This is a genomic window from Streptomyces sp. NPDC048671 (genome assembly GCF_055587045.1).
This window is the reverse complement of the sequence record NZ_JBVJHB010000005.1, coordinates 334,851-359,958: the sequence shown is the minus strand read 5'-3', so window position 1 is coordinate 359,958 and position 25,108 is coordinate 334,851. Positions and strand designations below refer to the sequence as shown.

The 25,108-nt window shown below is 69.2% G+C and carries 24 protein-coding genes; 18 read left to right on the top strand and 6 right to left on the bottom strand.

Annotation, left to right across the window (positions count from 1 at the left end; all coding sequences use genetic code 11):
- Positions 1-122: 122 nt before the first annotated feature.
- Together ACZ6S6_RS12735 and speB are read right to left on the bottom strand one after the other, a co-directional pair.
- Positions 123-1,808 carry a thiamine pyrophosphate-binding protein gene (locus tag ACZ6S6_RS12735; protein ID WP_362959908.1) on the bottom strand — a complete coding sequence of 562 codons (1,686 nt, stop codon included), beginning with the start codon at positions 1,806-1,808 and terminating at the stop codon, positions 123-125.
- Positions 1,805-2,788, bottom strand: coding sequence for an agmatinase (gene speB / locus ACZ6S6_RS12730; RefSeq protein WP_469705445.1), 984 nt, complete (start codon positions 2,786-2,788; stop codon positions 1,805-1,807). Before speB ends, ACZ6S6_RS12735 begins: the two co-directional genes overlap by 4 nt.
- 179 nt (positions 2,789-2,967) lie before the next feature.
- Here speB and ACZ6S6_RS12725 point away from each other — a divergent pair, with 179 nt between their 5' ends.
- From ACZ6S6_RS12725 to ACZ6S6_RS12650, 16 genes are all read left to right on the top strand, one after another.
- Complete coding sequence (locus ACZ6S6_RS12725; protein ID WP_469705444.1) at positions 2,968-4,422, top strand: PucR family transcriptional regulator ligand-binding domain-containing protein; 1,455 nt, start codon at positions 2,968-2,970, stop codon at positions 4,420-4,422.
- Positions 4,423-4,520: 98 nt separating this feature from the next.
- Positions 4,521-4,829 carry a hypothetical protein gene (locus tag ACZ6S6_RS12720; RefSeq protein WP_362959899.1) on the top strand — a complete coding sequence of 103 codons (309 nt, stop codon included), beginning with the start codon at positions 4,521-4,523 and terminating at the stop codon, positions 4,827-4,829.
- 172 nt (positions 4,830-5,001) lie between these two features.
- Positions 5,002-6,342, top strand: a complete 1,341-nt coding sequence (gene eccD / locus ACZ6S6_RS12715; RefSeq protein ID WP_469705441.1) for a type VII secretion integral membrane protein EccD — start codon at positions 5,002-5,004, stop codon at positions 6,340-6,342.
- Between the two features lie 62 nt (positions 6,343-6,404).
- Complete coding sequence (locus ACZ6S6_RS12710) at positions 6,405-7,565, top strand: nucleotide-binding protein (RefSeq protein ID WP_362959893.1); 1,161 nt, start codon at positions 6,405-6,407, stop codon at positions 7,563-7,565.
- A gap of 127 nt (positions 7,566-7,692) precedes the next feature.
- On the top strand, positions 7,693-11,700 hold the full coding sequence (gene eccCa, locus ACZ6S6_RS12705; RefSeq protein WP_469705438.1) for a type VII secretion protein EccCa: 4,008 nt from the start codon (positions 7,693-7,695) through the stop codon (positions 11,698-11,700).
- 67 nt (positions 11,701-11,767) lie between these two features.
- Positions 11,768-13,189: a DUF6177 family protein gene (locus ACZ6S6_RS12700; RefSeq protein ID WP_469705435.1), complete on the top strand. Its 1,422-nt coding sequence runs from the start codon at positions 11,768-11,770 to the stop codon at positions 13,187-13,189.
- Between the two features lie 127 nt (positions 13,190-13,316).
- Positions 13,317-13,649 (top strand): hypothetical protein, encoded by a 333-nt coding sequence (locus tag ACZ6S6_RS12695; RefSeq protein ID WP_123471228.1) that lies wholly within the window; start codon positions 13,317-13,319, stop codon positions 13,647-13,649.
- A 106-nt stretch (positions 13,650-13,755) separates the two neighbouring features.
- Positions 13,756-14,076: a pore-forming ESAT-6 family protein gene (locus tag ACZ6S6_RS12690; protein WP_123471229.1), complete on the top strand. Its 321-nt coding sequence runs from the start codon at positions 13,756-13,758 to the stop codon at positions 14,074-14,076.
- 97 nt (positions 14,077-14,173) lie between these two features.
- Positions 14,174-14,599: a DUF6507 family protein gene (locus tag ACZ6S6_RS12685; RefSeq protein WP_362959881.1), complete on the top strand. Its 426-nt coding sequence runs from the start codon at positions 14,174-14,176 to the stop codon at positions 14,597-14,599.
- On the top strand, positions 14,596-17,385 hold the full coding sequence (locus ACZ6S6_RS12680; protein ID WP_469705432.1) for a hypothetical protein: 2,790 nt from the start codon (positions 14,596-14,598) through the stop codon (positions 17,383-17,385). Before ACZ6S6_RS12685 ends, ACZ6S6_RS12680 begins: the two co-directional genes overlap by 4 nt.
- Before the next feature lie 2 nt (positions 17,386-17,387).
- Entirely contained in the window at positions 17,388-18,236 is an 849-nt protein-coding gene (locus tag ACZ6S6_RS12675) for an immunity 49 family protein (protein ID WP_469705623.1), read from the top strand.
- 1,016 nt (positions 18,237-19,252) lie between these two features.
- A complete protein-coding gene (locus ACZ6S6_RS12670) occupies positions 19,253-19,750 on the top strand; it encodes a hypothetical protein (protein ID WP_469705430.1) in 498 nt (165 codons plus the stop codon).
- 11 nt (positions 19,751-19,761) lie between these two features.
- Positions 19,762-20,049 (top strand): hypothetical protein, encoded by a 288-nt coding sequence (locus ACZ6S6_RS12665; RefSeq protein ID WP_469705428.1) that lies wholly within the window; start codon positions 19,762-19,764, stop codon positions 20,047-20,049.
- Between the two features lie 200 nt (positions 20,050-20,249).
- Positions 20,250-20,759, top strand: coding sequence for a hypothetical protein (locus ACZ6S6_RS12660; protein ID WP_469705426.1), 510 nt, complete (start codon positions 20,250-20,252; stop codon positions 20,757-20,759).
- Complete coding sequence (locus tag ACZ6S6_RS12655) at positions 20,713-21,528, top strand: immunity 49 family protein (protein WP_469705423.1); 816 nt, start codon at positions 20,713-20,715, stop codon at positions 21,526-21,528. Before ACZ6S6_RS12660 ends, ACZ6S6_RS12655 begins: the two co-directional genes overlap by 47 nt.
- A 286-nt stretch (positions 21,529-21,814) precedes the next feature.
- Complete coding sequence (locus ACZ6S6_RS12650; protein WP_469705421.1) at positions 21,815-22,048, top strand: Imm49 family immunity protein; 234 nt, start codon at positions 21,815-21,817, stop codon at positions 22,046-22,048.
- 58 nt (positions 22,049-22,106) lie between these two features.
- Here the strand turns inward: ACZ6S6_RS12650 and ACZ6S6_RS12645 are convergent, their stop codons facing one another.
- From ACZ6S6_RS12645 to ACZ6S6_RS12630, 4 genes are all read right to left on the bottom strand, one after another.
- The gene (locus ACZ6S6_RS12645; protein ID WP_469705418.1) at positions 22,107-22,577 is read right to left on the bottom strand and encodes a hypothetical protein; all 471 of its coding nucleotides are present in this window, start codon (positions 22,575-22,577) and stop codon (positions 22,107-22,109) included.
- Positions 22,578-23,054: a hypothetical protein gene (locus tag ACZ6S6_RS12640; protein WP_469705416.1), complete on the bottom strand. Its 477-nt coding sequence runs from the start codon at positions 23,052-23,054 to the stop codon at positions 22,578-22,580.
- 149 nt (positions 23,055-23,203) lie between these two features.
- Positions 23,204-23,521 (bottom strand): hypothetical protein, encoded by a 318-nt coding sequence (locus ACZ6S6_RS12635; protein WP_469705414.1) that lies wholly within the window; start codon positions 23,519-23,521, stop codon positions 23,204-23,206.
- Positions 23,518-23,823: a hypothetical protein gene (locus tag ACZ6S6_RS12630; protein WP_469705412.1), complete on the bottom strand. Its 306-nt coding sequence runs from the start codon at positions 23,821-23,823 to the stop codon at positions 23,518-23,520. The genes ACZ6S6_RS12635 and ACZ6S6_RS12630 overlap by 4 nt, the downstream gene beginning before the upstream one ends.
- A gap of 226 nt (positions 23,824-24,049) precedes the next feature.
- On the opposite strand from ACZ6S6_RS12630, the gene ACZ6S6_RS12625 reads away from it, so the two are divergent.
- Positions 24,050-24,844 (top strand): helix-turn-helix domain-containing protein, encoded by a 795-nt coding sequence (locus ACZ6S6_RS12625; protein WP_469705410.1) that lies wholly within the window; start codon positions 24,050-24,052, stop codon positions 24,842-24,844.
- Positions 24,837-25,058 carry a DUF397 domain-containing protein gene (locus ACZ6S6_RS12620; RefSeq protein ID WP_469705408.1) on the top strand — a complete coding sequence of 74 codons (222 nt, stop codon included), beginning with the start codon at positions 24,837-24,839 and terminating at the stop codon, positions 25,056-25,058. The genes ACZ6S6_RS12625 and ACZ6S6_RS12620 overlap by 8 nt, the downstream gene beginning before the upstream one ends.
- Positions 25,059-25,108 lie beyond the last annotated feature (50 nt).

The following is a 25,108-nucleotide window of genomic DNA, read 5'->3' as shown; positions in this document are numbered from 1 at the left end:
GCGCCCCCCGGCACCCCCGTCAGAGATGACTCGCGGACGGCCGGAAAGTTGTATGCGACGGGATCAACGCAACGCACCCGGAGCCCGTTACGGCTCCGGGTGCGACACGACCGCCATCGAAGTCAGAGGTGCGTCGGCTCGAACGTCCTTAGTAGCGCCGGGAGTACGACGACCGAGGGGCCCGGTTGCGCGAAGGACTTGGCCAGGTCCTCCGCGAGCGTCTCGGGGCTCGTACGGACCGCCGGGACGCCGAAGGACTCGGCGAGTGCGACGAAGTCCGGGCGGGACAGCTCCGTCCCGGTGGTCTCGCCGAAGGCGCCGGTCAGGTACTCGCGCAGGATGCCGTAGCCGCCGTCGTCCACGATCAGCCAGGTGACCGGGAGGTCGTACTGGCGGGCGGTGGCGAGTTCCGCGATGGAGTACATCGCGCCGCCGTCGCCGGAGACCGCCAGGACCGGCTTGGTCCTGTCGGCGGCCGCCGCGCCGATGGCCGCCGGGAATCCGTAGCCGAGGCCGCCGGCGCCCTGGGCCGAGTGCATGGTGTTGGGGTGGCGGGCGTCGAAGGCGGACCAGGCCCAGTAGGCGAGGATCGTCATGTCCCAGAAGCTGGGGGACGTGTCGGGCAGGGCCGCCCGGATCTCGGCGACGAGGTGCTGTTCCAGGGTGAGCCCCTGGGCGGCGATCCTGTCCCGTACGAGGCCGAGCACGGCTGCGACGCGCTCGGCGGCGGCCGGGTCCGCACGGGGGGTGACCGCTTCGAGGAGGTCTGCCAGGGCGTCCCGGGCGTCGGCGTGGATGCCGAGCGCGGGGTGGTTGGACTCCAGTTTCCCGGCATCCGCCTCGATCTGCACGACCCGGCCGCGCGGGGCGAACGTGTAGTAGTTCGAGGAGAGTTCACCGAGTCCGGAGCCGACGACCAGGACGACGTCGGCGTCCTCCAGGAAGTCCGTGGTGTGCCGGTCCTCCAGCCAGGACTGGAGCGAGAGCGGGTGCTCCCACGGGAAGGCACCCTTGCCGCCGTAGGTGGTGACGACCGGGGCGCTGACCTTCTCTGCGAGGGCGCGCAGCTTGCCGGAGGCGTCGGAGCGTACGACTCCGCCGCCCGCGATGATCGCCGGACGCTCCGCGTTCGACAGCAAGTGGGCGGCCACCGCGATGAGTTCGGGGCGGGCGTGCAGTTCGCGCGGGGTGGCGTCCATCGCGGTGACGACCGGCAGCGTCGTTGCGGCGATGAGTACGTCCTGCGGGATCTCGACCCAGACCGGGCCGTGCGGGGCCGTCAGCGCGGACTCCCAGGCGGCGGCGATCGCGGACGGGATCTGCGAGGCGGCACGCACCGTGTGGACGGACTTCACGATGTCGCGGAACGACGCCTGCTGGTCGCGCAGTTCGTGCAGGTAGCCGTGGCGTCCGCCGCCGAGTCCCGCCGTCGGGATCTGGCTGGAGATGGCCAGCACGGGGGCGGACGCGCTGGCCGCCTCCTGGAGCGCGGCGAGCGAGGTGAGCGCGCCCGGTCCGGTGGACAGGAGGAGCGGGGCGACCTCGCCGGTGATTCGCCCGTAGGCGTCGGCGGCGAAGCCCGCGTTGTTCTCGACGCGCAGGCCGATGTAGCCGAGGGACGAGCGGCGCAGCGCGTCGAACATGCCCAGCGCGTGCTGTCCGGGCAGCCCGAAGACGGTGGTCGCGCCGAGGCCCTGGAGGGTCTCGACGACGAGGTCGCCGCCGTTGCGTCCGGGCGGGGGGTTCAGCGCGGCGGCGATCTGCCCGGGGGTGAGCTCGGGGCGCTCGTCGTGGTGGTCGTGGCTCACTTCTGCCCGGCCTCGTTCTGCCCGGCCTCCGCGATCTGGCGGGCCATGATCGTCGTCAGCTCGTACGCGGTGTGCGAGGCGGCGACGGACGTGATCTCGGCGTGGTCGTACGCGGGGGCCACCTCGACCAGGTCGGCGGAGACCAGGTGGCAGGAGGAGAGCCCGCGCACGATTTCGAGCAGTTCGCGGGAGGTGAGGCCGCCGGCCTCCGGGGTGCCGGTGCCGGGGGCGTGCGCCGGGTCCAGGACGTCGATGTCGATGGAGATGTAGAGCGGCCGGCCGCCGATGCGCTGCCGGAGCTGGTCGGTGATCTCGTCGACGCCGCGCCGCATGACGTCGGCGGAGGTCACGATCCCGAAGCCCATCTTGGCGTCGTCGGTGAGGTCCTGCTTGCCGTACAGCGGGCCTCGGGTGCCGACGTGGGAGAGCGCGGAGGTGTCGAGGATGCCCTCCTCGACGGCCCGGCGGAACGGGGTGCCGTGGGTGTACTCGGCGCCGAAGTAGGTGTCCCAGGTGTCGAGGTGCGCGTCGAAGTGGAGCAGCGCGACGGGGCCGTGCTTCTTGGCGACGGAACGCAGCAGCGGCAGCGCGATGGTGTGGTCGCCGCCGAGCGTCATCAGGCGGGCGCCGGTGCCGAGCAGATCGTCGGCCGCGGCCTCGATCGTCTCGACGGCCTCGTTGATGTTGAACGGGTTGGCCGCGATGTCACCGGCGTCGGCGACCTGCGCGAGGGCGAACGGCGAGGCGTCCTGTGCCGGGTTGTACGGGCGGAGCAGCCGCGAGGCCTCCCGGATCGCGTTGCCGCCGAACCGGGCGCCGGGCCGGTAGGAGACCCCGCTGTCGAAGGGCACGCCGACCACGGCGACGTCGGCCCGGCCGACCTCGTCGAGCCGGGGCAGCCGGGCGAACGTCGCCGGCCCCGCGTACCGCGGGACGCGGGAGGAGTCGACGGGTCCGCGCGGCGTTTCGGTGCTGCTCATGGGGTGGGTGGCCTTTCCTTCGATTCCTTCGGCAACGCGCTGCCTCTTCGAGTGTGCCGGATCTCCCGGAACGACACGGAAGCACGCACACGGGTCCACCGATGACGCTAGGCGGCCGGACCGCCGGCCTGAAGTGTATGTTTCATCCATTCTCGCCGCACCGAACGGATGAACCATCCATGCCGGAACTCCCCGCCGGACCGACTGCACCGCCGACCCCGCCCATCCGGCTGACCGAGCTGCTCGCCCGGGAGGAGCTCGGGCTGCGCGGCATCGCGGGACCGGCCGAGGCGGAGCTGCTGTGGGTGCACACCTCGGAGATGGCCGACCCGTACCCGTATCTGCTCGGCGGTGAGCTGCTGCTGAGCGCCGGGGTGCTGCTCACGGACCCGGACACCTATGTGTCCCGGCTGGTCGAGGCGGGGGCGGCGGCGCTCGGTTTCGGGGTGCGGCCGGTGCACGAGTCGGTGCCCGCGGAGCTGGTCGCAGCGTGCGACCGGTACGGGCTGCCGCTGATCGAGGTGCCGCCCAAGACCCCGTTCACGGCGATCGCCCGCGCGGTGTGGCGGCTGATGGCGGAGGCCCGGCTGCGCGAGCTGCGCCGGGTGACGCGCGCCCAGCAGGCCCTGGCGACGGCGGCGGCCAGGACCGATCCGGTGCCGGCCGTGCTGCACCAGCTGGCGGCCCAGCTGGAGGGGAGGGCGGTCCTGCTCACGGCCGACGGCGAGGAGCTGCACGCGGCGGGCCGGACACCGGCCCCCGATGTGCGGGCCGCGCTCACCCGGCTCTCCCGGGTGGTCGCGCCGGTCGTACGCCCCGCGCCCGCCTCGGCCACCGACACCCTGGGGACCACCCATCTCGCCGCGTACGCGCTCGGCGGCGGGCAGGGGCTCGTCCTGACGCTGGCGACGGAACGGCGTGAGCCGGGCGACCACACCATCGCCGGGGTCGCGGTCGTCCTGCTCTCCCTGCTGGCCGCCCCGCACCAGGGCGCCGACGCCGCGGGCCGCTCGGCGGCGCTGGTCCGGCTGCTGCTGGGCGCGGACCCGGCGGGCGTCGCCCCGCTGCTGGGCGGCGCGGAGCAGTGGACGGTGGTGCACGCGCGCCGCGGCGGCGGCGACCCGGTGGACCCGCTCACGGCCGGGGCGCTCGGCGCGGCCCTGGGCTCGGCGCTGGTCGACGCGGGCCGGGGCCGCGACGCGGTACGGGTGCTGGTGCCCGGCGGCGACCGGATCACCCCGCAGCCCGGCTGGACACTCGGCGCGTCCGCCCCCGCCGCGATCACCGCACTGGACGTGGCCGACGCCCAGGCATCCCGCTCGCTGGGCCGCGCGGAGGCGACCCGCACCCCCCTGGCGGTGGACGCGCCGACTTCGGGCCTCGCCGCACTGCTCCCGCCCGGCCCGGCCGCCGAACACGCCCGCGCCCTGCTCGCCCCGCTCACCGAGCCGCTCGCCGAGACCCTGCGGTGCTGGCTCTCCCTGCACGGCAACTGGGACCGCACGGCGGTGGCCCTGTCCGTCCACCGCAACACGGTCCGCCAGCGCATCGCGCGGTGCGGGGTGTTGCTGGGAACGGATCTCGACGACATGGACGTACGTACGGAGTTGTGGCTCGCCCTGCGCCAGGAGTGATCCCGCACGCACCAGGCGTACGGAGGTCCCGTTCCGGCCACCCTGATGTGTCCCGCCCGTCGACACTGACATATGTTGCAGTGGCAAAGGGGGGCCGAATGGCACGGGATTACGACAGCCAACTGCTGGAATCGGTGGGGGTACGCCGACGCCGGATGCGGGACGCGCTCCTGTTCGGCGCCCAGCGCGCGCGGCGGACGGCGGACGAACGCCTCGGGAAGGTGTTCGCGGGGATCGCGATCACGGCGGTGCTGTGTGCGGGGTGCGTGGGGTGGTCGTTCCTCCAGCACACCCTGGACAAGCAGAAGGCCGAGCAGGAGAAACAGCAGCGGCAGGCGCAGCAGTACGAGCAGCCCTCGCCGACGCCCTCGGCCCCGGCCGGTTCGACGAAGCCGACGAAGCCGTAGGCAGCGCTCGTGCTTGCACCGGGATTCACCGGCACAGGATTCCACGGGACCGCGGACCGCTTTATTCGCTTGGTTCGCTTGGTTCGCTTGGTTCGCTTGGTTCGCTTTGCCCAATTGGCCCGAAATTCCAGGAAATCGCGATGATAGGTTTTCGTAAGTGGTGAGTACAGCAATGACTTCCCGGGCGGAAATGAGCCGGGTGACCCTGGTGGGTGAGCGGCGTCGGGCCGACATCGTGCTGCCCTCCGACACTCCTGTCGGTCAACTTCTTCCGGACATCCTGCAGTTGCTGGACGACCGGGCCGCATCGCGGCCGTTGACCCGGCAGTTGCTTACCGCGGACGGCTCGGCCCTTCCGCACGACAGCACCCTGGCGTCGGCCGGGATCGGCGACGGCGCCGTGCTGCGGCTCGTCCGGACCCACGCCGCGCCGCCCGCACCGGTGGTCCACGACGTCACGGACCAGGTGGCCGACAACCTCGACATGCAGGCCTGGCGCTGGCGTCCGGCCGCACGGCGGGCCGCTGCGGGGGCGACGACTGTGGCCTTCGCGGTGATCGCCGCGCTGCTCGCCCGCAGCGAGTTCCCGCTCACCGTGCTGGCGGGCGCCCTGGCGGCCGTCACCGTCGTCCTCCTGGTGGCCGGTGCGCTCGTCGCCCGGCTCGGGCGGGGCAACCGCGGTCTGGCGACCGCGCTGTTGCTCGCCTCCAGCGTGCTCGGGATCCTCACGGCCTGGACGGCCGCCGACGCGTACGACTGGTCCGGGGCGCTCCGGCTGGCCGCCGTGGCGGGCGCGGTGACCCTGTCGCTGGCGCTGCTCGGCTTCTTCTCACCGCTGGGCCGGGGCGGCCTCATCGGCGCCATGGCGACGGCCTCCCTGACCGTGGTCTGGGAGGCCGTTGCCGCCGTCACATCGGACGTCGCCCGGCTCGGTGCCGTGATGGCCGTGATCTCCGTGGTGCTGCTCGGCCTGCTGCCCCGGATCGCCCTGATGGCTTCGGGGCTCACCGCGCTCGACGACCGGCGCTCGGGCGGGGTGTCCGTCAGCCGTCACGATGTCGGCAACGCGCTGGCCGCCACGCATCGCGGGCTCGCCCTCGCGACCCTCGCCACCTCGGTGTCGGCGGCCGCCGCGGGCTGGCTCCTCACCCTGGCCGGCCGGCCGACCGTGTGGACCGTGCTGCTGCCCTCGCTCGTCGCGGTGGTGCTCCTGTCGCGGGCGCGGGCGTTCCCGCTGGTGGCCGAGGTGGTGGCGCTCTTCGCGGCCGCCGCGGTCCTCGTCGTCCGTCTGGTGATGCTCTGGATGGATCACGCCGGGGGCGCCGGGCCCATCGCCGTGCTGTGCGCGGCGGCGCTGCTGCCCCTGCTCGCGCTGGCGGTGGAGCCGCCGGAGCACGTACGGGTCCGGCTGCGGCGCACCGCCGACCTCGTCGAGTCCATCGGCGTGGTGGGGCTCTTCCCGCTCACCGTCGGCGTGTTCGGCATGTACGGGCAGCTGCTCAACAAGTTCTGACGACTGACACCACATGCGCGGGCGCTCCGGGCGGGGCATCGAAGCGGAGATGAAGGACGGACATGCCGAACGCGGACAACTGGCAGAGCGATGTGCTGCGCGACCTGAGCGGCACCGCCGCCCCGCAGGGCACAACGGGCCCGACCGGCAGGCCGGGCACGACGGACACCGGCGAACGGACGGCACCGGCGCCGGTCCAGGCCCGGATCCAGGCCCAGGCCCCCGCGCCGGCGCAGGTGCCGCGCACCCCCGCCTACACGGAGAGCGCCCCCTACGCGGCGCAGGGCGCCCGGCCCCTCGGCACACCGGACTCGCGGGCGGTGGTGGACCGGGAGCTGGCCGGCGCGGCGCGGCGGCCGCAGCAGGGTGAGTCGCTCGCCGTACGGGCCTCGCGCGCCCTGCGCCGAATCGTTTCCTCCTCTGCCGCGCGCGAGGTCGCCGAGATCACCCGTACCGCCGAGGTGCTTCAGCGGCCGGTGACGACCGGGCGGCAGATCGCCGTCACGTCCATCCGGGGCGGCGCGGGCAAGACGACCGTCGCCGCGCTGCTCGGCACGGCGTACGCGCACTACCGCCAGGACCCGGTCCTCCTCGTCGAGGCCGATCCGGCCCTCGGCTCGCTGCCGTTGCGGCTCGGTGCCGAGACGCTGCGGTGGACCACGGCCGATCTCGCGGACATCGTGGAGCCGCAGATGTCGCTGCTCGACGTCACCGGCTATCTCGTCCAGCTCCCCGACAACGCCTGGCTGCTGCCCGGCAGCCAGGGCCGGATCGGGGCGATGCTGGACACCGCCACCTACGAACGGGTCATGGTGGCACTGCGCCGCTACTTCAGCGTGACCGTGGTCGACTGCGAGACGCTTCCCGCCGAGGTCGCCCGGGTCGCCCTCACGGCCTCCCAGGCCCGTGTGCTGGCCGCCCCCGCCACGCTGGACGGCGTCACGAGCACGTACGCGGTGCTGCAGTGGTTGCAGGGGCTGCCCCGTCATGTGATCGCCGGGACCGTGGTCGTCCTGTCCAGCACGGTGGCGCGGCCCGGCATCGACGTGGAGGCGGCCGCGGACCGGCTCCGGTCCACCGGTGCGAGCGTCCACGTCCTGCCCCACGACCGGCATCTGGCGGCGGGCGGGGCCCTGCGCACCGAACTGCTCGCCCGGCCGACGCGGCTGGCCGCAACCCGGCTGGCGGCCGAGGTGTTCGAGCTCTCCCAGAAGCGCCGGTGACCGCAGTGAAGCCGTCCCCGAGTCCCCGAGTGACACCGGCACCAGCACCACCGCCGATACCGGGGCCGATGACACCCCCGAGCCCACGCACGCACCACGAACCGGCCGTGAACTCCGGACGGAGCCGATGAGTACCCGCCTGATCCACCGCCCCGCCCGGACCACCCGCCCGCCGGCCGTGACCGCGCCCCGCACCATCGAGGCGCCGCCCAACCTGCCCGAGGGCAAGGCGGGCAACATCGCGATGTCGCTGCTGCCGGTCGCCGGGGTCATGTCGTCCGTCGTGATGATGACGGTCGTCCGCAACAGCCAGTTCGCCGGACTCGGCGCGATCATCCTCGTGGTCACCGTCATCGGCTCCGCGGCCCTGCTCCTCTCGCAGCGCGGCAAGGCCCAGCGCACGCGCCGTACGCAGCGCGAGGCCTACCTCGCCTATGTGGAGGACCTGCGCGAGGAGTTGTCGGCCGAGGAGCGCGAACGGCGGGGGCGGGCGGATGTGCTGAACCCGTCGCCGTACTCCCTGTACGACATCGTGCGCGACCCGGCCCGCCTCTGGGAGCGGCGACGGGTCGACGACGACTTCCTGCGGGTACGGGTCGGCACCGGCGAGATGCCGGTGCGGGACCTGCGGATCGCCGAGCAGGGCTCGTCCGTCCTCACGCCGCCCGACCTCTTCATGCTCAACGAGGCCTCGGCCCTGGTGAACCGGTTCCGCGACGGCACCGAGCTGCCGCTGACCGTCCCGCTCGACCGGGCCGGCAACATCAGCGTGATCGGACCGCGTGAGGACTGCCTGCGGGTCGCCCGCGCCCTGATCGTCCAGGCGGCGGCCCTGCACGCACCCGACGACGTGGCCATCGCCCTCGCGGCACCTGGCGGGCGAATAGCGGACTGGGAGTGGGCCAAGTGGCTGCCCCACCTGCTCGATCCCGAGCAGTTCGACGGCCCGGTCGCCGCCCGCCGCATCGCACCGTCCGCACCCCAGCTGGCCCGACGGCTCGACGCGGAACTGCGCCGCCGGGCCTCCTACGCCGCCGAGGTCCGCCGCGGACTGGCCGGCAAGGACGCGCTGTCCATGAACTCCCGGCTGCTCGTGGTCACCGACGGGCACGGCGATGACGCCGTCGACCTGCCGCGTCCCGACGACGCCGTCGGACTGCGCGAGATGGGCGTCAGCGTGCTGCACCTGCTCGAACAGCGGGTGCAGGAACCCGGACACGTCAACGTACGCATCACCGTCGACGGCACCGACGTGACCATCGAGGACCTGCGCGAGGCCGAGCCGGTCCAGGCCCACGGCACGGTGGACGAGGTCGGTGTGCCGTTCGCCGAGGGCCTGGCCCGGATGCTCGCCCCGATGCGGCTCTCCGCCGAGTCCCTGGCGGACGCCCCGCTGTCCGGCCCGGTCGAGTTCGCCGCGATGCTCGGCATCGACGACGTGGCCCGGCTCGACCTGGACCGGCTGTGGGCGCCGCGCGGGGAGCGGGCCTTCCTGCGCGTCCCGATCGGCATCAGCGACTCCCACGAGCCGGTGCTGCTGGACCTCAAGGAGTCCTCCGAACTCGGCATGGGCCCGCACGGGCTGTGCGTGGGCGCCACCGGATCCGGGAAGTCGGAGCTGCTGCGGACCCTGGTGCTCGGCCTGGTGGCCACCCATCCACCCGAGGACCTCGCGCTCGTCCTGGTCGACTACAAGGGCGGCGCCACCTTCGCCCCGTTCGCTGACCTGCCCCATGTCGCGGGCGTCATCACCAACCTGGAGAACCAGGCGGGCCTCGTCGAGCGGGTCCACTCCTCGCTCGCGGGTGAGGTCAAGCGCCGCCAGCAGGCCCTGAAGGACGCGGGCAACGTCGCCGACATCGGGGACTACGCGGCCCTGCGCGCTTCGAGGCGGCCGGACCTCGACCCGTTGCCCCACCTCTTCGTCGTGATCGACGAGTTCGGTGAACTGCTCACCGCCAAGCCGGACTTCATCGACCTGTTCCTCTCCATCGGCCGGATCGGACGCTCCATCGGCGTCCATCTGCTGCTGTCCAGCCAGCGCATCGAGGGCGGCAAGCTCAAGGGCCTGGAGACCTACCTCTCCTACCGGCTCGGCCTGCGGACCTTCTCCGCCGACGAGTCGCGCACGGTCCTGGACACCACGGACGCCTTCCACCTGCCGCCGCTGCCCGGCTTCGGCTATCTCAAGGTCGACACCAGCCACTACGCCCGGTTCAAGGCGGGCTACGTCTCGGGCGGATACCGAGGGCCCGCCCGGCGCACCGACGAGGAGGAGACCGGGCCGCTCGCCCTGGAGTACGAGGCGTTCAACACCCTGGCCGGACCGGACAGCACGCAGCGGGACCGGGAACCCGCGTCCCGCCGCCGCGAAACCGGCCCGACCGAACTCGGCATCATGGTCGACCAGTTGACCGGTGCCGCCCCCGGCGTACGCAGCATCTGGCTGTCCCCGCTGCCCGCCGCGATCGCCCTGGACGCGGTCGCCGGCCCGCTGGACGTCGGCCCGCGCGGCATGCGCCTGGCCGGGACCCGCACGGGTGGCGGCCGGGTCGGTACGCGGCAGCAGGGTCCGCTCCGGGTGCCGCTCGGCCTGCTGGACGACCCCGCCAAGCAGTGGCAGGGGCAGTGGTTCCTGGACCTGACGGTGGCCGGCGGCCACGCGGCCGTGATCGGCGGCCCGCAGTCCGGCAAGACGACGCTCCTGCGCACGCTCGTCCTCTCCCTCGCGCTGACCCACACCCCGCAGGAGGTCGGCGTCTACGGACTCGACCTGGTCGGCGGCGGCCTCCAGGCGCTGGCGGAGCTGCCGCACGTGGGTGGCATCGCGGGCCGCGCCGACCGGGAGCGCGCGGCCCGCACCGTCGAGGAGGTCCGCGCCATGCTCGCCGTGCGCGAGGACCTCTTCCGCGAGCACGGCATCGACTCGGTCGAGCAGCTGCGCACCCTGCACGCGGCGGGGCGGCTGCCGCAGCTGGCGTCCGCCGAGATCGTGCTCGTCATCGACGGATTCGGCGCGCTGCGCGACGACTTCGACGACCTCGACGACGCGGTCGCGGACATTCTCAAGCGCGGCGGCGGGTACGGCATCCACGTCGTCGCGGGCATGCTGCGCTGGAACGACGTACGCATCGCCATCCAGTCCAACTTCGGCACCCGCGTCGAACTGCGGCTGAACGATCCCAGCGAGTCGAGCGTCGACCGCAAGCTCGCCGCGACCCTGTCGCCCGACGAGCCCGGCCGGATCCTCACCGACGGGAAGCTCTTCGCCCAGGTCGCCCTCCCCCGCACGGACGGGGCGACCGAGACGGCGGACCTGGGTGCGGTGCTGGAGCGCGCGGCCTCGACGGTCCGCGCCACCTGGCACGGCGAGGTCGCCCAGCCCGTACGGGTGCTGCCGCACATCCTGGAGCCGAAGCTGCTGCCGGGTCCGGTCGCCGAGCCGCATCGGGTCCCGCTCGGCCTCGACCAGTCGGCGCTGGCGCCCGCCCTGCTCGACCTGTTCGGCCACGACCAGCACCTGCTGGTGCTGGGGGACAGCGAGTGCGGCAAGACGAACCTGCTGCGGACAGTCGCGCACGGCCTCGTCGACCGTTACGGCGAGGACGACCTCGTGTTCGCCGTGATGGACCCCCGGCGTTCCCTGCGCGGCGTGGTTCCGGAGGAGTTCAACGGCGGCTACGCGTACAACTCCAAGCTGTGCGCCGGTCTTTCGGCCGGGATCGCCACCGAGCTGGAGAAGCGGCTGCCCGACGAGAACGCGCGCCTGGAGGACCTGGAGCCGGGCAGCTGGGGCAAGGGCCCGCGCATCGTGGTCCTGGTCGACGACTACGACGTACTGACGACCGCCGGTCAGTCGCCGCTGGCCGCGTTCCTCCCGTACATCCCGTCGGCGGTCGACATCGGCCTCCACTTCGTGCTGACGCGGCGGGTGGCCGGTGCGTCACGCGGCATGTACGAGCCGCTGGTACAGGGCCTGCGGGAGTCGGGCGCCTCGGCTCTGGTGATGTCCGGCGACCGGAGCGAGGGCCAGCTGTTCCCCGGGGTGTACGCGTCACAACAGGCCCCGGGCCGCGGCACGTTCATCCAGCGGGGCCGCCCGAACCGGCTGGTCCAGACGGTGTACGCACCGTGAGCGACCCGGTGAACCACCGTAACGACCGTAACGACCGCTGCCGAACGACGAAGGGCTGGACGACTCCATGACGAAGGACGTCATCGCGCTCACCGCCCGTATGCCCGACCCGTGGACCGTGCTCGCGGGCCTGCTCTCCGGCGGCCCGGACAAGCTGGTGGGCGCGCGGGGCGACGGCGCCGTGGTGCAGCTCTGCGACACGCAGGGGCGCCCGCTCGTCTCGGTCGAAGCACCGCTGCTGGTCGCGGTGGAGGGCGAGGCGGAGCGGCTGCTCGGTGCGACACCTCCGCCCGTGCCCTACTGGTGGACGGAGGCCCGCGCCACCACGGGGGTCGCGGAGGCGGAACAGCTCGCGGGTACGTTCGCGACCCGGCTCACCGCACTGGTGGGCGGCTCGGCCTGGCCGCCGGACGCCGCGGGCTCGCTCACCGTGGTGCCGTCGGACGGGGTGAGCGTCGCCCCGGCACCGGCCGCCGCCCAGCCCGCCGTCGACGTGCTCACCGAGAGGGTCGCCGTCGTCATCCAGGACCGCCCGGTTGTCGCGATGACGGCCTGGCTCTCGGACGCCTTCCGCGCGGCCGCCGAGGCGGGGCTCGGCCTCCAGATCGTCAGCCCGGCGGGGACCACGCTCTCCCCCGCCGTACGCGACAGCCTCGGCGGATGGCCGTCGCGCTGGATCGTCCAGGACGAGCGGGACGGGTACTACGACGGCCTCACGGGCGCCGTACTGCGTTGGCAGGACGGCGCGTTCAGCCCGCCGGCCTCCCCGGACGCTTCGGAGGAGGACCCGCACACGCCGGTGGCGGCCGCCTACCAGGAGGTAGCGGACACGGGCGAGCGCCAGCTCGGCCTGACCTTCCGCATGGTCCACCCGGCGGACGACCGGCTGGTGCTGGGCGGCGGCCTGGAGACGGTGTGGCGGCAGCTGACGGGGAGGCCCCCGGCCGGCTGGGGTACGTCAGAGCCGGCCAACCTGCCTTGGTCGCTGCGCCAGTTGACCGACGTGGCTCATCGCAGGGCGCCAGAACCGACGTGGCTCGTCGTGGTCGGCAGCCCGGACCGGCCGGGCCTCGCCACCGTACGCATCACGCGCACGGAGGGGGGCGTCGAGGAGCACGTCACGATGGCGCTCGGCTATGGAAGCGGCGAGGCGGTTCCGACCGACACCCTGCCGGCCCTCGCGGAGGCCCTCGCCACCCGGCACCACCTCCAGTCGATGCTCGTACAACTTCGCAAAGCAAGACGTGACATGGCGGTACCTGCGCGCTTCGAAGGGCCGGGCGTGCCCCTGGCCTTCGTGCTCGGCGCGGAGGAGGTCCGCACCCTTCCGGGCGACCGCGCCCGCCGCACGCCCCTGCCGGAGGCACCCCTCCCCCTCGGCCCGAAAACGCGCCCCGCGCTGTACTACCCGCTGCCGGGCGACCCGTCGGACCTGTCGGGCTGGCAGGACTTCGAGCGGCTGATGCGCCATCTCAAGGGGGCGCCGTGACCGCGCCCGATGTCATGGCTTGGCAACAACGACAATCTGTCCGATTGCTGATTGCAGGAGCGATGCGTGAGTTGATAGACATGCATTCGATCAAGAAGGCGTTCGTTCGAGTGGGCGGGGGAAGCTGATGAAGTTCAACATGGGGGCCTCGGTCCTTTCGACCCTGATGTCGAAGTCGCAGGGATCCAGCACGGATCTGGGCACGCTGATCCGGCAGTTGATCGCTGCGGCGGAGCCGCTGGAGGGCAAGTTCCACGGTTCGGGCAAGGTCGCGTTCGACGACTTCAAGAACCGATCCGACGAGATCACCGCGGCGTTGAACGCCTCGCTCTCCGGAATCCTGGGCGGCCAGTCCGGGATGGACGCGGCGTTCGGCTCGGGTGACCAGGAGCAGGGCGAGAACGCGAAGACGCAGATGGCGTCGGCCAACTTCGACGCGGCGCGGTTCTCGGGCCGCTGACACCGGCCTGCCCGACCGCCGGACGGCAGGTTTTCGTGTCGCGGGCTTTCGTATGACGGGTTTTCGTATGACGGGTTTTCGCATTTCTGACGGGGAGTGATGGGTGATGGCAGGAAACGCGGGCGACACCGACCGGCGTGCGTACGACACGGGCGCCTCCACCGAGGTCCAGGGCAACATCCAGGTGGTGATCGCCCAGCTGGAGATGGTGATCACGGCCCGGGACACTCAGGTGAAGGCGGCGATGAGCGACTTCGCGGCCGACGGCGTGGCGGACGAGTACCACGGCAAGGAACTGCGGTGGAACACGACCTCGCAGGAGGTCAAGAACATCATCCAGCTGCTGCGTTCGACGCTGGAGAAGAACGACGGCACCGCCCAGCAGACGCTGGCGCGCGCCAAGGCCGCGGTCGACAACATCGGCTGAGCGGTCTCGCTGTGACGCCCACCGGAAGAATCGTTCCTTCTTCTCCCGGTGGGCGTGGTGGTTCGGCATCGGGTACGGGTACGGGGGCGGGTTTTCAGTGACGGCATGGGACATCAAGCCACAGGGTGTGCAAGGCAGGCTGAAGGTGGTCGGCACGCACGCCGGTGACCTGGAGAAGGCGCTGAACGCGATGGTCACCGCGATGTCGGAGGCGGCGACGCATGCGGGTACGGCGGTACCGGGCGCGGCGGCGTCACTGCCGGTGGCCGGGCCGGTGGCGGTGGGGGCGGAACCGTTGTCGCATCCCACGCTGGGGCCCGTCGCGGCGGCGCTGGGCGAGTACATGACGGCGCGGAAGCCACAGCTGAAGTCGATGGCTGAGCGTATCCAGGCCGCTGTGCTGGGCGCGGCGACAGCGACGAACGAGTATGTGGAGGGCGACCTGGAGGCGGCCAAGCAGGCCCAGGATGCCGCCAAGTCCGTCCGCCTGGACCTGCTGAAGGACATGGGGGCGGGCAAGTGAGCAAGAACGAGGCGGTCACCCCGTCGGGCATACCGGTCTTCACCGGCAACCTCGCCCTGCTGGACCGCAGTGTGAGCGCGCTGGCGAAGAGCGGGGAGTCGATCGCCACGGCCACCAGTGACGTCCACAGCAGCTTCGGCGGCCTCCAGGCCTTCTACAAGGCGCCCGAAGCCGACCAGTTGTTCGCGACGACGAAACCGGTCGCGGATCACGGGGCCTCCCTGAAGTCGGACCTGACCACGATCACCGGCGCGCTGAGCACGTACTCGGACGACGCCTACCCGCTGATCGAGAGGCTGAAGGAGCTCAAGCGCGAAGCCGACGCCTTCGTCGTCCAGATCAAGGACGACGACAAGTGGCGCGAGGACGGCGACCTGGCCGACGAGAACAACCACCGCCACGACGAGATCATCGAGACGTGGACGGCGTTCCAGGCCGTGGAACGGGCCTGCCACGACAAGATCGTCGCCCTGGTCGGCGGCCCCGCGCTGAAGATCGACGACGGCTCCGGCAAGAAGGGGACGTACGGTTACGACGCCGAGACCCTCAAGCACGCCGAGGGCCTGCCCTGGGGCGACCCGGTCGAGGAGTCCAAGCCCTGGTGGCACGTCCACGAACACGCCTGGGACTTCGTCAAGGGCTTCTTCGTCGACGGTGTCTTGGGCACGATCAAGGGCCTGGGCACCCTGGTCGGCACGGATGGCTGGGACTCCGCCAAGCAGGCCTGGTCGGGCCTGGGCAAGCTCGCCACGGGCCTGGCGATCACCTCCACCCCACTGGGCGGCCTGTTCTGGGCCCTGCCGGACGACAAGCTCCCCTCCTACCTGCGTGATTCCCGCACGGCGATGAAGGAGACCGGCAAGGCGCTGCTGGCCTGGGACCAGTGGGGCGAGAACCCGTCCCGCGCCGCGGGCGCGGTGACGTTCAACGTCGTCACGACCATCTTCACCGGCGGCACGGGCGGCGCGGCCTCCGGCGCCGGAAAGGCCGCCCTCGCGGCGAAGGCGCTGTCCACCGCGGGCAAGGTGGGCCGGTTCGTCGACCCGATGACGTACGTCTTCAAGGGCGCGGGCATGGGCCTGACGAAGATCAGCGACGTGATGGCCGGCTTCAAGGGGCTCGGCACCTTCGAGGTCCCCGCCCTCCCGGAAGGCGTGGTCACCCTGCCGGAGGGCGCGTTCAAGCTCCCTGACGGCACACTGCACCTGCCAGAGGGCGCGGCGGTCCCGGAGGGTGCGTTCGCAGTCCCCAATGGCGCGTTCAAGCTGCCCGAAGGCACCACCGCCCTGCCTGAGGGCGTGGTCAAGGCCACCGACCTGGACGGCAAGACGGTCTACCTGGACGGCCAGGGCAACCTCCTGAAGGAGGACGGCACCCTCCAGCAACACCACACCGCGGCCCGACAGGAAACCCCGGCGTCCGGCGCGGCCACCTCGCCGGCCAGGCCCTCGGCCGGACAACCAGCGCTTGTCGGCGCCAACCGAGCGCCGGGCGGTAACCGCATGCCGAGCAACAGCCTCGACGGTGGCGCGCGGGGCGGCAGCGGAAACGGCCTACCCGGCGGAGCCGGAGACAAGGGCCTGTCGGTGAACCGTCTTGACAGCGGTGGGCGTGGCACCGCTTCCACCGACTCGGCTCCTACGGGCGGGAGCGGTCGAAACGGGTCCACCGGCTCCACGGGCGACAACGGCTACCCGTCCGGCCACCACCACCCTGATACGCCTGACATGGCGGGCCGGGATGACGCGGCCCGTGCCGGTCACGACGCAACGACGCCGAGTGGCGATGCGCCCGGCCCTGGCCGCGTTCAGGCCCCTCCGAGCTTCATGCAGCACGGGAATAACCCCTACGGCCCTCCTGGATCCCTCAGCCCGGAGCAGGTTACGGAGATTCAGGCCTACAGGGCCAATCACGAGGACGGGTATTTCAAGAAGTACTACGAGAGGCATGGCTATCGCCATGATGTGGACCTTGCCGACGAGAGCGGCTTCCCGCCCCCGCAGCTGATAAAAGACCCCGCTAATCTACATGTCTGGATCGCGAAGGACAAGGCCCCACCAGCCTTCCCGACGAAGTACCACCCGGGCTGGGACCGCACAGGAACAGCCAAGGATCTCGATGGCACGCCGGAGAAGACACTCCTGGATCACTCCGCCAGGACGCGATACGTGTCGATCCAGTCCGATATCCCTCTGCACGATCCGCTGACGAAGGCCAAGAGGGATTGGGAAGTAAACAAGACTCCTGAAAACAAGGCGATCTACGACGACCTCAAGGCCGACCACGCCCCGATCCACCACACGATGTCGAAGGCTACGGAGGCGTACGGTGAAGCCGTCGCCCGCCATCACGTGATCCCGAAATACTATGAAGGGGCGACTCGGGAGCCGACTGCCGGACCAAAGAACGGAAACGACCAATTCGACCAAGTCTGGCGACTCAGTGATAAAAAAAGTTTCGTCATCGTGGAGGCAAAAAGCGATGTCCGAACGGCAATTAACGAGCGCACACTGCCGAGTGGGTACATGGCGAAGCAGGGTTCGCGCGAATACCAGCTCGACATCATGAACGAGATGTGGAAGCGAGCACAGAAGGGGAATGCAGCCGAGTTGAAATTGTACACCGCCCTGAAGAATGCACTCATAGCGAACAAGGTCGAGTACATACTCGTCAAGGGTGTTTCCGACGGGCCAATTCACGGCGGATTCAAGAGTCGCCGATTTGACATCGGAAATTTCAAAGAGGAAGATTTTTCCTTCGAACTCACCACCAGGAGTGACCCGTGACGATGACGGTGGAGCGGCACCCCGTTCCTGCGATCAACGAGCAAGTCACCGAGCAGTTGGCCGAAGAATTCGAAACCAGCCTAAATAATCTGAACGCCTCGCCCGCCGTCTTCGGCATGGCACTGAACGAAGCGCTACTACAGGTGCAGGTGCACCAGGCTCTCAACCCACGCGGAAATCGCTTTTCCACGTGGGATTCCACCGTTTCCGCCATGCAGGTGGGCGCGGCGGCCTTCTCTGCCGCCTGCATCACCGAAGGTTCGATCGAGACACGCATTGCACACGAGATGCGGACCATCAGCGCAACAGGACCACAGTTCTACGCGAATGCAGGAAACTGGCTGACCGCCCTCTGGTTTGTCATTATCTGCCGGGATCAGAACCGGATGGGCCAGCTCTGCCGGGTTCCGCTCGATACCCTTCGGACATCTGGTGTCGTAGGCGATGATTACGTCTATCACTGGGTGGATGCCCTTCAGACGTACTGGCACGAGCAGCCGGGCCTGCCTGAAAGGCTGACGGAAGCGATCGAGCAGTCCCACCCCGACATCGCCACGATTGCGCCGCGCGATCTGCTGCAGTGCGTGCTTTACCCGCCGATCAACCTCTTCTACAAGTTCCTGCGCAGGGATCACGATGGCTTCAATGAGGCTCTCGCAGAGGCCCTGGAACTCCACAGGGCGTACTGGAGCACACCGGAACGTGCGGACGACATCGCGGGGTTTCTGGCCCTCGGGCCACTGGCCGTGGCATGCCTTGCGCACGATGCCGGATTCCCCATCGAGGTCGAGTCCGAGTATCTGCCGGTCTGCCTGCTGGACCGTTCCTGGCTGGGCGAGTTCGATACGTGATGGGCACCCGCGACGCGACGCCGGACGGAGAACCCGTCCCGCGCTGCGGGTGCGGTGACGTTCAACGTCGTGACGACCATCTTCACCGGCGGCACCGGCGGCGCGGCCTCCGGCGCCGGCAAGGCAGCCCTGGCGGCGAAGGCCCTGTCCGCCGCGGGCAAGGTGGGCCGGTTCGTCGACCCGATGACGTACGCCTTCAAGGGCGCGGGGATGGGCCTGACAAAAATCGGCGACGTGATGGCCGGCCGGCTTCAAGGGCCTGGGCACCTTCGAGGTCCCCGCCCTCCCGGAAGGCGCGGCGATCCCGGACAGCGCGTTCGAGGTCCCGAGCAACTCGTTCAAGCTCCCCGACGGCACCGAGATCCCCGCCGGGGCCATCGACCTGGGCGACGGCGTGGTCCGCCTCCCCGAGGGCACGGCGGCCCTGCCCGAGGGCGTACTCAAGGGCACGGACGAGCACGGCAACACCGTCTACCTGGACCACCCCGGCAACCTCCTGAAGGAGGACGGCACCCTCAAGCAACACCACACCGCGGCCCGACAGGAAACCCCGGTGTCCGGCGCGGCCACCCCGCCGGCCAGGCCCCCGGCCGAACAACCAGCACTCGTCGGCGCCCATACCGTCAGCAACACGGACAGCACGATCCGGATGGGCGACGACCTCGGCGGCGTGGGCCGGGTCGGCGACGACGCCGCCGCCGACACCAACGGGAGGCCGAGCGGCTCGGCGAACAACCTGCCGGGCGGAACGGCCGGCCAAATGCCCCACAACAACCATGCTGAACCCACAAGCATGGGCGACCACAGCGGCGGGGGTAGCCACCCCACCTCGGATAAAGGCCACACAGCGTCCGGATCGGCCGACGGCGCTACAGAATCCGGCAGTGGCCACTCGGGCACAGGGGCGTCAGACGGCACCGGTTCCGGCACGGCCAACGGTAATTCCCCGGCACACCCGCCATTGGATCCTCAGACCGTAAATAACCGGATCAGAGATCTGGACGACCGCCAAGGCGGTGAGGGCCACGCACCGGCGGCACCTCTACCCGGACGACGACGCCTTGCGGAACCGGCTGGGCACTGTACTCGCTGAAACCGATGGAACACCCAAGATCTACGGTCCGAATTCAAGCAACCCAGGACTCCTGAAATCTGAGAACAACGTTGACCCTTTGACTGGAACCACTGTCGACGGTGTGCACGGAGGCGCCCACCGGGTCGGACCGTTCGCCACGAGGTTCGATGACGCCCAGGATATGGTGCGCGCGGATATCTACTTCCGCGACGAAATCGCGCGAACCGGTAAAGTCCCTCCAGAAACCCCTATCGACCAGGTTCTTGGCACCGGCGCAGAGGAGCGGTTGAGCGGCTACTACCGCGACCCCGCCAACCCCAGCACGTTCAAGCAGGTCGACTTCACCGACGGCACGATCGTACCTGTATACAAGCTCCACGACGGAAAATATGTACTACACACCATGTTCGCCAACCCTGCACCCGGCCGACACCCCTAGAAAGAATTGAAATGGACAAAGAATTCGCGGGTTTCCTAAGGATCTATCTCGACGAGGAACAGGCGTACGACAACACTGGCTACCTGCGCCCCACGTTGATGAGCTTCAACGACTCATACGTCCACGTGATCCGCGAGGGTTTCACCGAGATCATCCGGGATGAAAATTTCGGGACAGCAGAGTACGAGCGCTTGACGAATATCGAGTTCCCAGATTACGACTCTCTTCAAGAATATCTCTTGGGTATGTACTCTTACTTGTTCCAAGATGCCATCGTCCAGCCACTCCCTCCCGAATAGGAGTAAGGCAGCAGAGTATGGGACTTGGGTGGCGAAATCGGATCTCGCGCCTCCGCTGCACCCTGACTATCTCGACGATATCCCGGCGGAAAGTGGGCGCAAGACGGCCACTCCAGAGGCGCGCGCAAAGCTCGACGAATTGGCGAAGGTTAGACATGACGCCATTTCCGCAGACCGCCCATTCCACGTGGAACACGGAAATGCCCAGGCTCCACGCCATCCCCAAGATCTTCCCGGGAGCCAAATACGTTGATCTCCCCAGGGCACCAAACGGGGCCAACATGCTTGACGACCTATACGAGATCGGCGATGACGGCAGTTATCTCGTCGTTGAGCAAAAAGGGCCGAAGGCGAATCTGAACCCGCCTCGCCTCGGTGCCGGTCCAGCTGAAAACATGATGGTCAAGCAAGGAACGAGACCATACCTGGAAACAATTTTCCATGAGATGTGGAAGCGAGGCGGAAAGGATAGACGGCTCGCGGAGAAGCTATTCGATGCCCTTGAGGACAAAAAACTGCAGTATGTTCCGGTAAAGGGCAAAGAGAGCGCGGGCTCCTACGACGGCTCCGTGCTTGAGTACTTCAAGATCTACAAGAGGGGAGAAACCAGTGGTCACGAGCGTTCCCCGTCACGACTTCCCAGTAGGAGTGACCCAGGAGGACATGGCTTCGCTCACCGAGAGCACCAATCGGGTCCTCGATCGGCTTGAAGTATCGGAGATGTCCCGCTCCCGGGCCCTTGACTGCTGCTTGACCGTGGCCATGTCGCGCTGTGCCGGCGATCCCCAGGCCGAGAGGATCGAGACCTGGGAGGCGTGGGTCACAGCCATGCAGGTCGGCTCCGCACTGTTCGATTCGGCCACTGTGCCAGAAGGGGCACCGCCCTGCCTTATCGGGATCGCCGGGGATGTGCGGCAACTCCCCGCAACCGGACCGACCTCCTACACACACGCCGGCTCGTGGCTCACTTCGGTCTACCTGGCGACGATCTGCCGCGAGGAGGAACGCCTCGACCGTCTCATGCAGGTACCAGTGTCGTTCCTCCGTGAATCCGGGGCAGTGTTCGACGAGTACGTCTACGAATGGGTCGAAGCTCTGCAGAGCTACTGGGCCCGCCGCTCAAGCGACATGTGGAGCAATCTGGTCGCCGCGATCAGTCACGCCACCCCCGAGACCGCCCGGATCGCCGACAAGGAAACGCTACTAAAGATCCTTTACCCACCGCTCGAACTATTCCAGCTTTACAACCGCGGGGAAGCTGACAAGTTCAACACATCACTGAACGAGTTCCTCTACTGGCACAGGCAGTATTGGACCGCAGACGAGGTGCGATCCTTGAGCAGTGACGGTTTGGTTGCTCTCGCTCCACTCGCCATTGCATGCATGGCCTTCGACAACGGCTTCGCAATCGAGATCGAATCCGAGTATCTACCAAAAGAACTGATGCAGTTCGGCTGGTCTGGTGAAATCGATACTTGAGCACCACCAGGGGTGTTCAAGACTCGCAAGGCTCTGCCTCCCGAGACATACAGGAACACCGGGACGCCGCGGAGTTCTTGCCTCTTGAGGCCCCTACCCATGAGGCGCCTCGCCACGACGCACCGGTGTCGACAGGACGCGTGGCGGGACGGCAGACAACGTGCTGGGCGGCTCAGCGGGCGGACTACCTGCCAAGCCGCAGTCTGGAAGGAGAAGCGCCCGGTGGCCCGGTGACGTCGCACTGCCTGTTGGACACCGAGGCAGATCTGCTGCCCACTTGGGAAGCATGGATCAGCGCCATGCAGGTCAGCTCGGCTCACTGGAGAAGGCGCTCTGCGCACACAAGGCCTATTGGACGGCTGATCAGGAGCGAGCCGACTCCTGCTACGGATGGGGCGCCTTGGCCCCGCTAGCCATGGCCTGCTTGGCACTCGACGCCGACTTCTCCGTCGAGATCGAGTCGGACTACATGCCCGGACACCTCTTGAAGGCAACGTGGGCTGGCGAGTTCCCCACCTGACGATCCGCCCAGTGACGCGTGCCCTGATGGACGGCCCAGGAGGCAATGCCGGCCTTGTTCATTTCAGGAGCTCCCACCGAACTGACCGCCGAGCCGGTGGGCACGCGTCGGAATGGGCCCAGCTCGCCCGCGTACATACCTGCTGGCGATCTCTTTGAGCCATTCCCGTTCCGCTTTCCGTTCCGCTTTCCGGGACGGAGCCGCTACGCGGAGGAGCCTGGTGCCGGGCGACAGCCTTGACCGTGCGCACGCTTCCGTCATCGGTCTCCACCGGCAACGGGATGACGTAGTGGCGTACGACGGTGAGGAACGCGGCGGGACGGAGGACGACGCCGACGAGCTTGTGCTGCTCGCTCAGCGGAGCGGGCTTCTTGCCCGGCGGGGGGTCCGGCAGCAGGCCCGCGGTCCGCAGTTCCCGCCTGAGCGTGCCCTCGTCCTCCGGTTCGATGCTGCGCCACGGGTGGAAATGCTCGGGTGTGGAGGTGAGGGTGCCGAGGTGCGCGGTCTCACCGGCCGCGGCGACCAGCAACTATACGGTCCGGAAGAGCTCGGGTACCCCGTCGAGTATCGACACATCGCCGGAACGGTTCTTTACGCGGAGCTGGTCGACGACCATGAAGTCGTTGAGCGCGACCCGCTCCTCATGCCACTCGGTGTACTGCACGGTGGCGGAAGCACCGCCGTGGACGGCGGAGGGGCCGGTGAGGTCACTTCCGTGGAGCAGCAGATCCGTGGTGTCGAAGTTGGCGGTGACGGTGTCCTTGCCGAGAGAGACGGAGGCGAGTTCCGCCACGGACCGGCGGATGTCGTGGTCGTCCACCCACGGTTTCTGGCCGTCCGCAAGGACGTTGATACGCCTCAGGGCATCGGCGAGCCGTCCGGTCAGCAACGGCTCCGAGACGTCGAGGGTCCCGACCTCCGTACCGGGTAGGTGGGTCCACCCCATCGCCACCAGCTGCGCGACGAACGGCCGCTCCACCTCGTCCCGTTCCACCTGCACGGCCACGCCCCCACACCTTCCGCCGACCGCTCAGGTGATCCATTCTGCGCCTGAGCAGGGCGGAAGGGGAGAGTTCAGGCCGTCCGGGCACGGCGGACCGGGGGACGCACCAGGAATGTACAGGTACGCCCCCAAGTTCCCTGCCCGAAACCGGATCAGACTCCGGACGCGGGCTCGTCGTACGCGAGTACGGGGAGGCGGGCGCCTCTGCTCTCGGCGATCCGTTGAACGTCACGCAGTGCCTCGGCCATCCTGGCGGCGAGGAAGCGGAGCTGCGCGGAGGTCACCTGGCGGTCGGGGATCATGTCGGTCGCGTGGTCGAGCAGCTCCTGACACATGGAGAGCTGCACGGCCTCGATGTCATCGGCGAGGCGGGAGACGTATCCGGTCCCGTCCGTGTCGAGATAGCAGGGCTTGCCTTCCGGGCCCGACCACGGAAGCAGCCGAAGGACGCCGCCCCTGTCGCCGATCACGCGGGCACCGCCATGCCGTGGATGACGCGCGGCCCGACGTCGACGCCGTGCACGGCGAGCCAGAGGACACGGCGCCGTGCGCGCTGCCGGCGCATTTCCTCGTTTCGTTCATGTGCGAGGAGGTACGGGCGGACCAGTGCGGTGTCCTCGCCCCGCAGCAGGTACGTGTGCCGTGGCCACGGAGCGGCGGGCGCGCGCACGGGTGGCGGGTAGAGATCCGCGTCGGTGGAGCGACGAGGGCCCGGGGCGGGCGCCAGGAGCCGTAGCAGCGGCTCGAAGATTCGGGCGATACAGTCCAACACGTCGTCAACTCCGTCAGGTTCGGTTGATGGCCATGCCCCCGGGCCGTGTACAGCGGTCGCGGGGGTCCTGCGTGTGCGGGCCGGCACCGGGCACACCCCTCCTTCGCCGTAGCGGGCAGCAGGAAGGACAGCTCTGTGTAGCGATCCACTCACAGAGTGAGACGGTGCGGGCTAGGCTCGCCAGGGGTTACTTGGTGACGAATGATCTGTCACACGGGAGTTGACGATGAGTAATTGCTATGGGGACTGGCTCAAGGAACAGCGCCTGGCAGCGGGAATGACGCAACAGGAGCTGGCCGACGCGGCGGTCATGACCCGTTCGCACATCGCGCACATCGAGGCGGGGCGCCGCATCCCTTCGAAGGAGGACGCGCGGCGGCTGGACAGGGCGCTGGGCACGGGGAATGTGCTGAGCAGCTTCCTGCCGGAGGACGACTCGGCGGTGGCCGACCACTTCGCTTCAGCTCGGGTGCTCGAACAACAGGCGACTGTCATCCGGGAGTTCGCGTCCACTCTTGTACCGGGCATCCTTCAGACGGAGCGGTACATCCGTGCACTGATGCGTACCGCCTTCCCCCCGTGGAGTGAAGAGGAATGTGACAGGCTCGTTGTCACACGACTGGCGCGCTCACAGCTCCTCGCTCAACCGACAACGCCCGTAGTATGGGCGCTTCTGGATGAAGCAGTCTTGCGTCGCCCTGTCGGCGGCCGTGAGGTCATGGCGGAACAGATCATGCACATCGTCCACGTGACCGAGACCGAGCGCGTACGGACTCACGTGTTGCCATTCAGCTTGGGTGCACACCCGATCATGCAGGGCATGATGACGCTGATGTGGTTCGAGGACCAACCCACGGTCGCGTACACCGAAGGCGTGAGTACCGGCAAGGTGCATGACGCTCCGGCCCTGGTCGAACGGATGCGGGGGGCCTACGATCTTGCGCTGGGCGACGCACTGCCGCTCCGAGAATCACTTGCCCTGATGCGGGCTACAGCGAAGGAATACGGACATCATGACTGAGCGCACCATCCGGACCGCCTCCACCCTGAGCGGATGGCGCAAGTCGTCGTACAGCGACAACCAGGGGGGCAGCTGCGTCGAGGTGCTGGACGGCTATCCCTCAGGCGTCCCCGTCCGAGACTCCAAGACCCCGCACGGCCCTGCGTTGCTCTTCCCGGCGGCTGGCTGGTCATCGTTCGTCACGGCCGTCAAGGACGGCGAGTTTCCCGCCTGAACCCCCAAGAACTCCCGGCCCCTGTCATGTCAGGGGTCTCGTCACCTGCC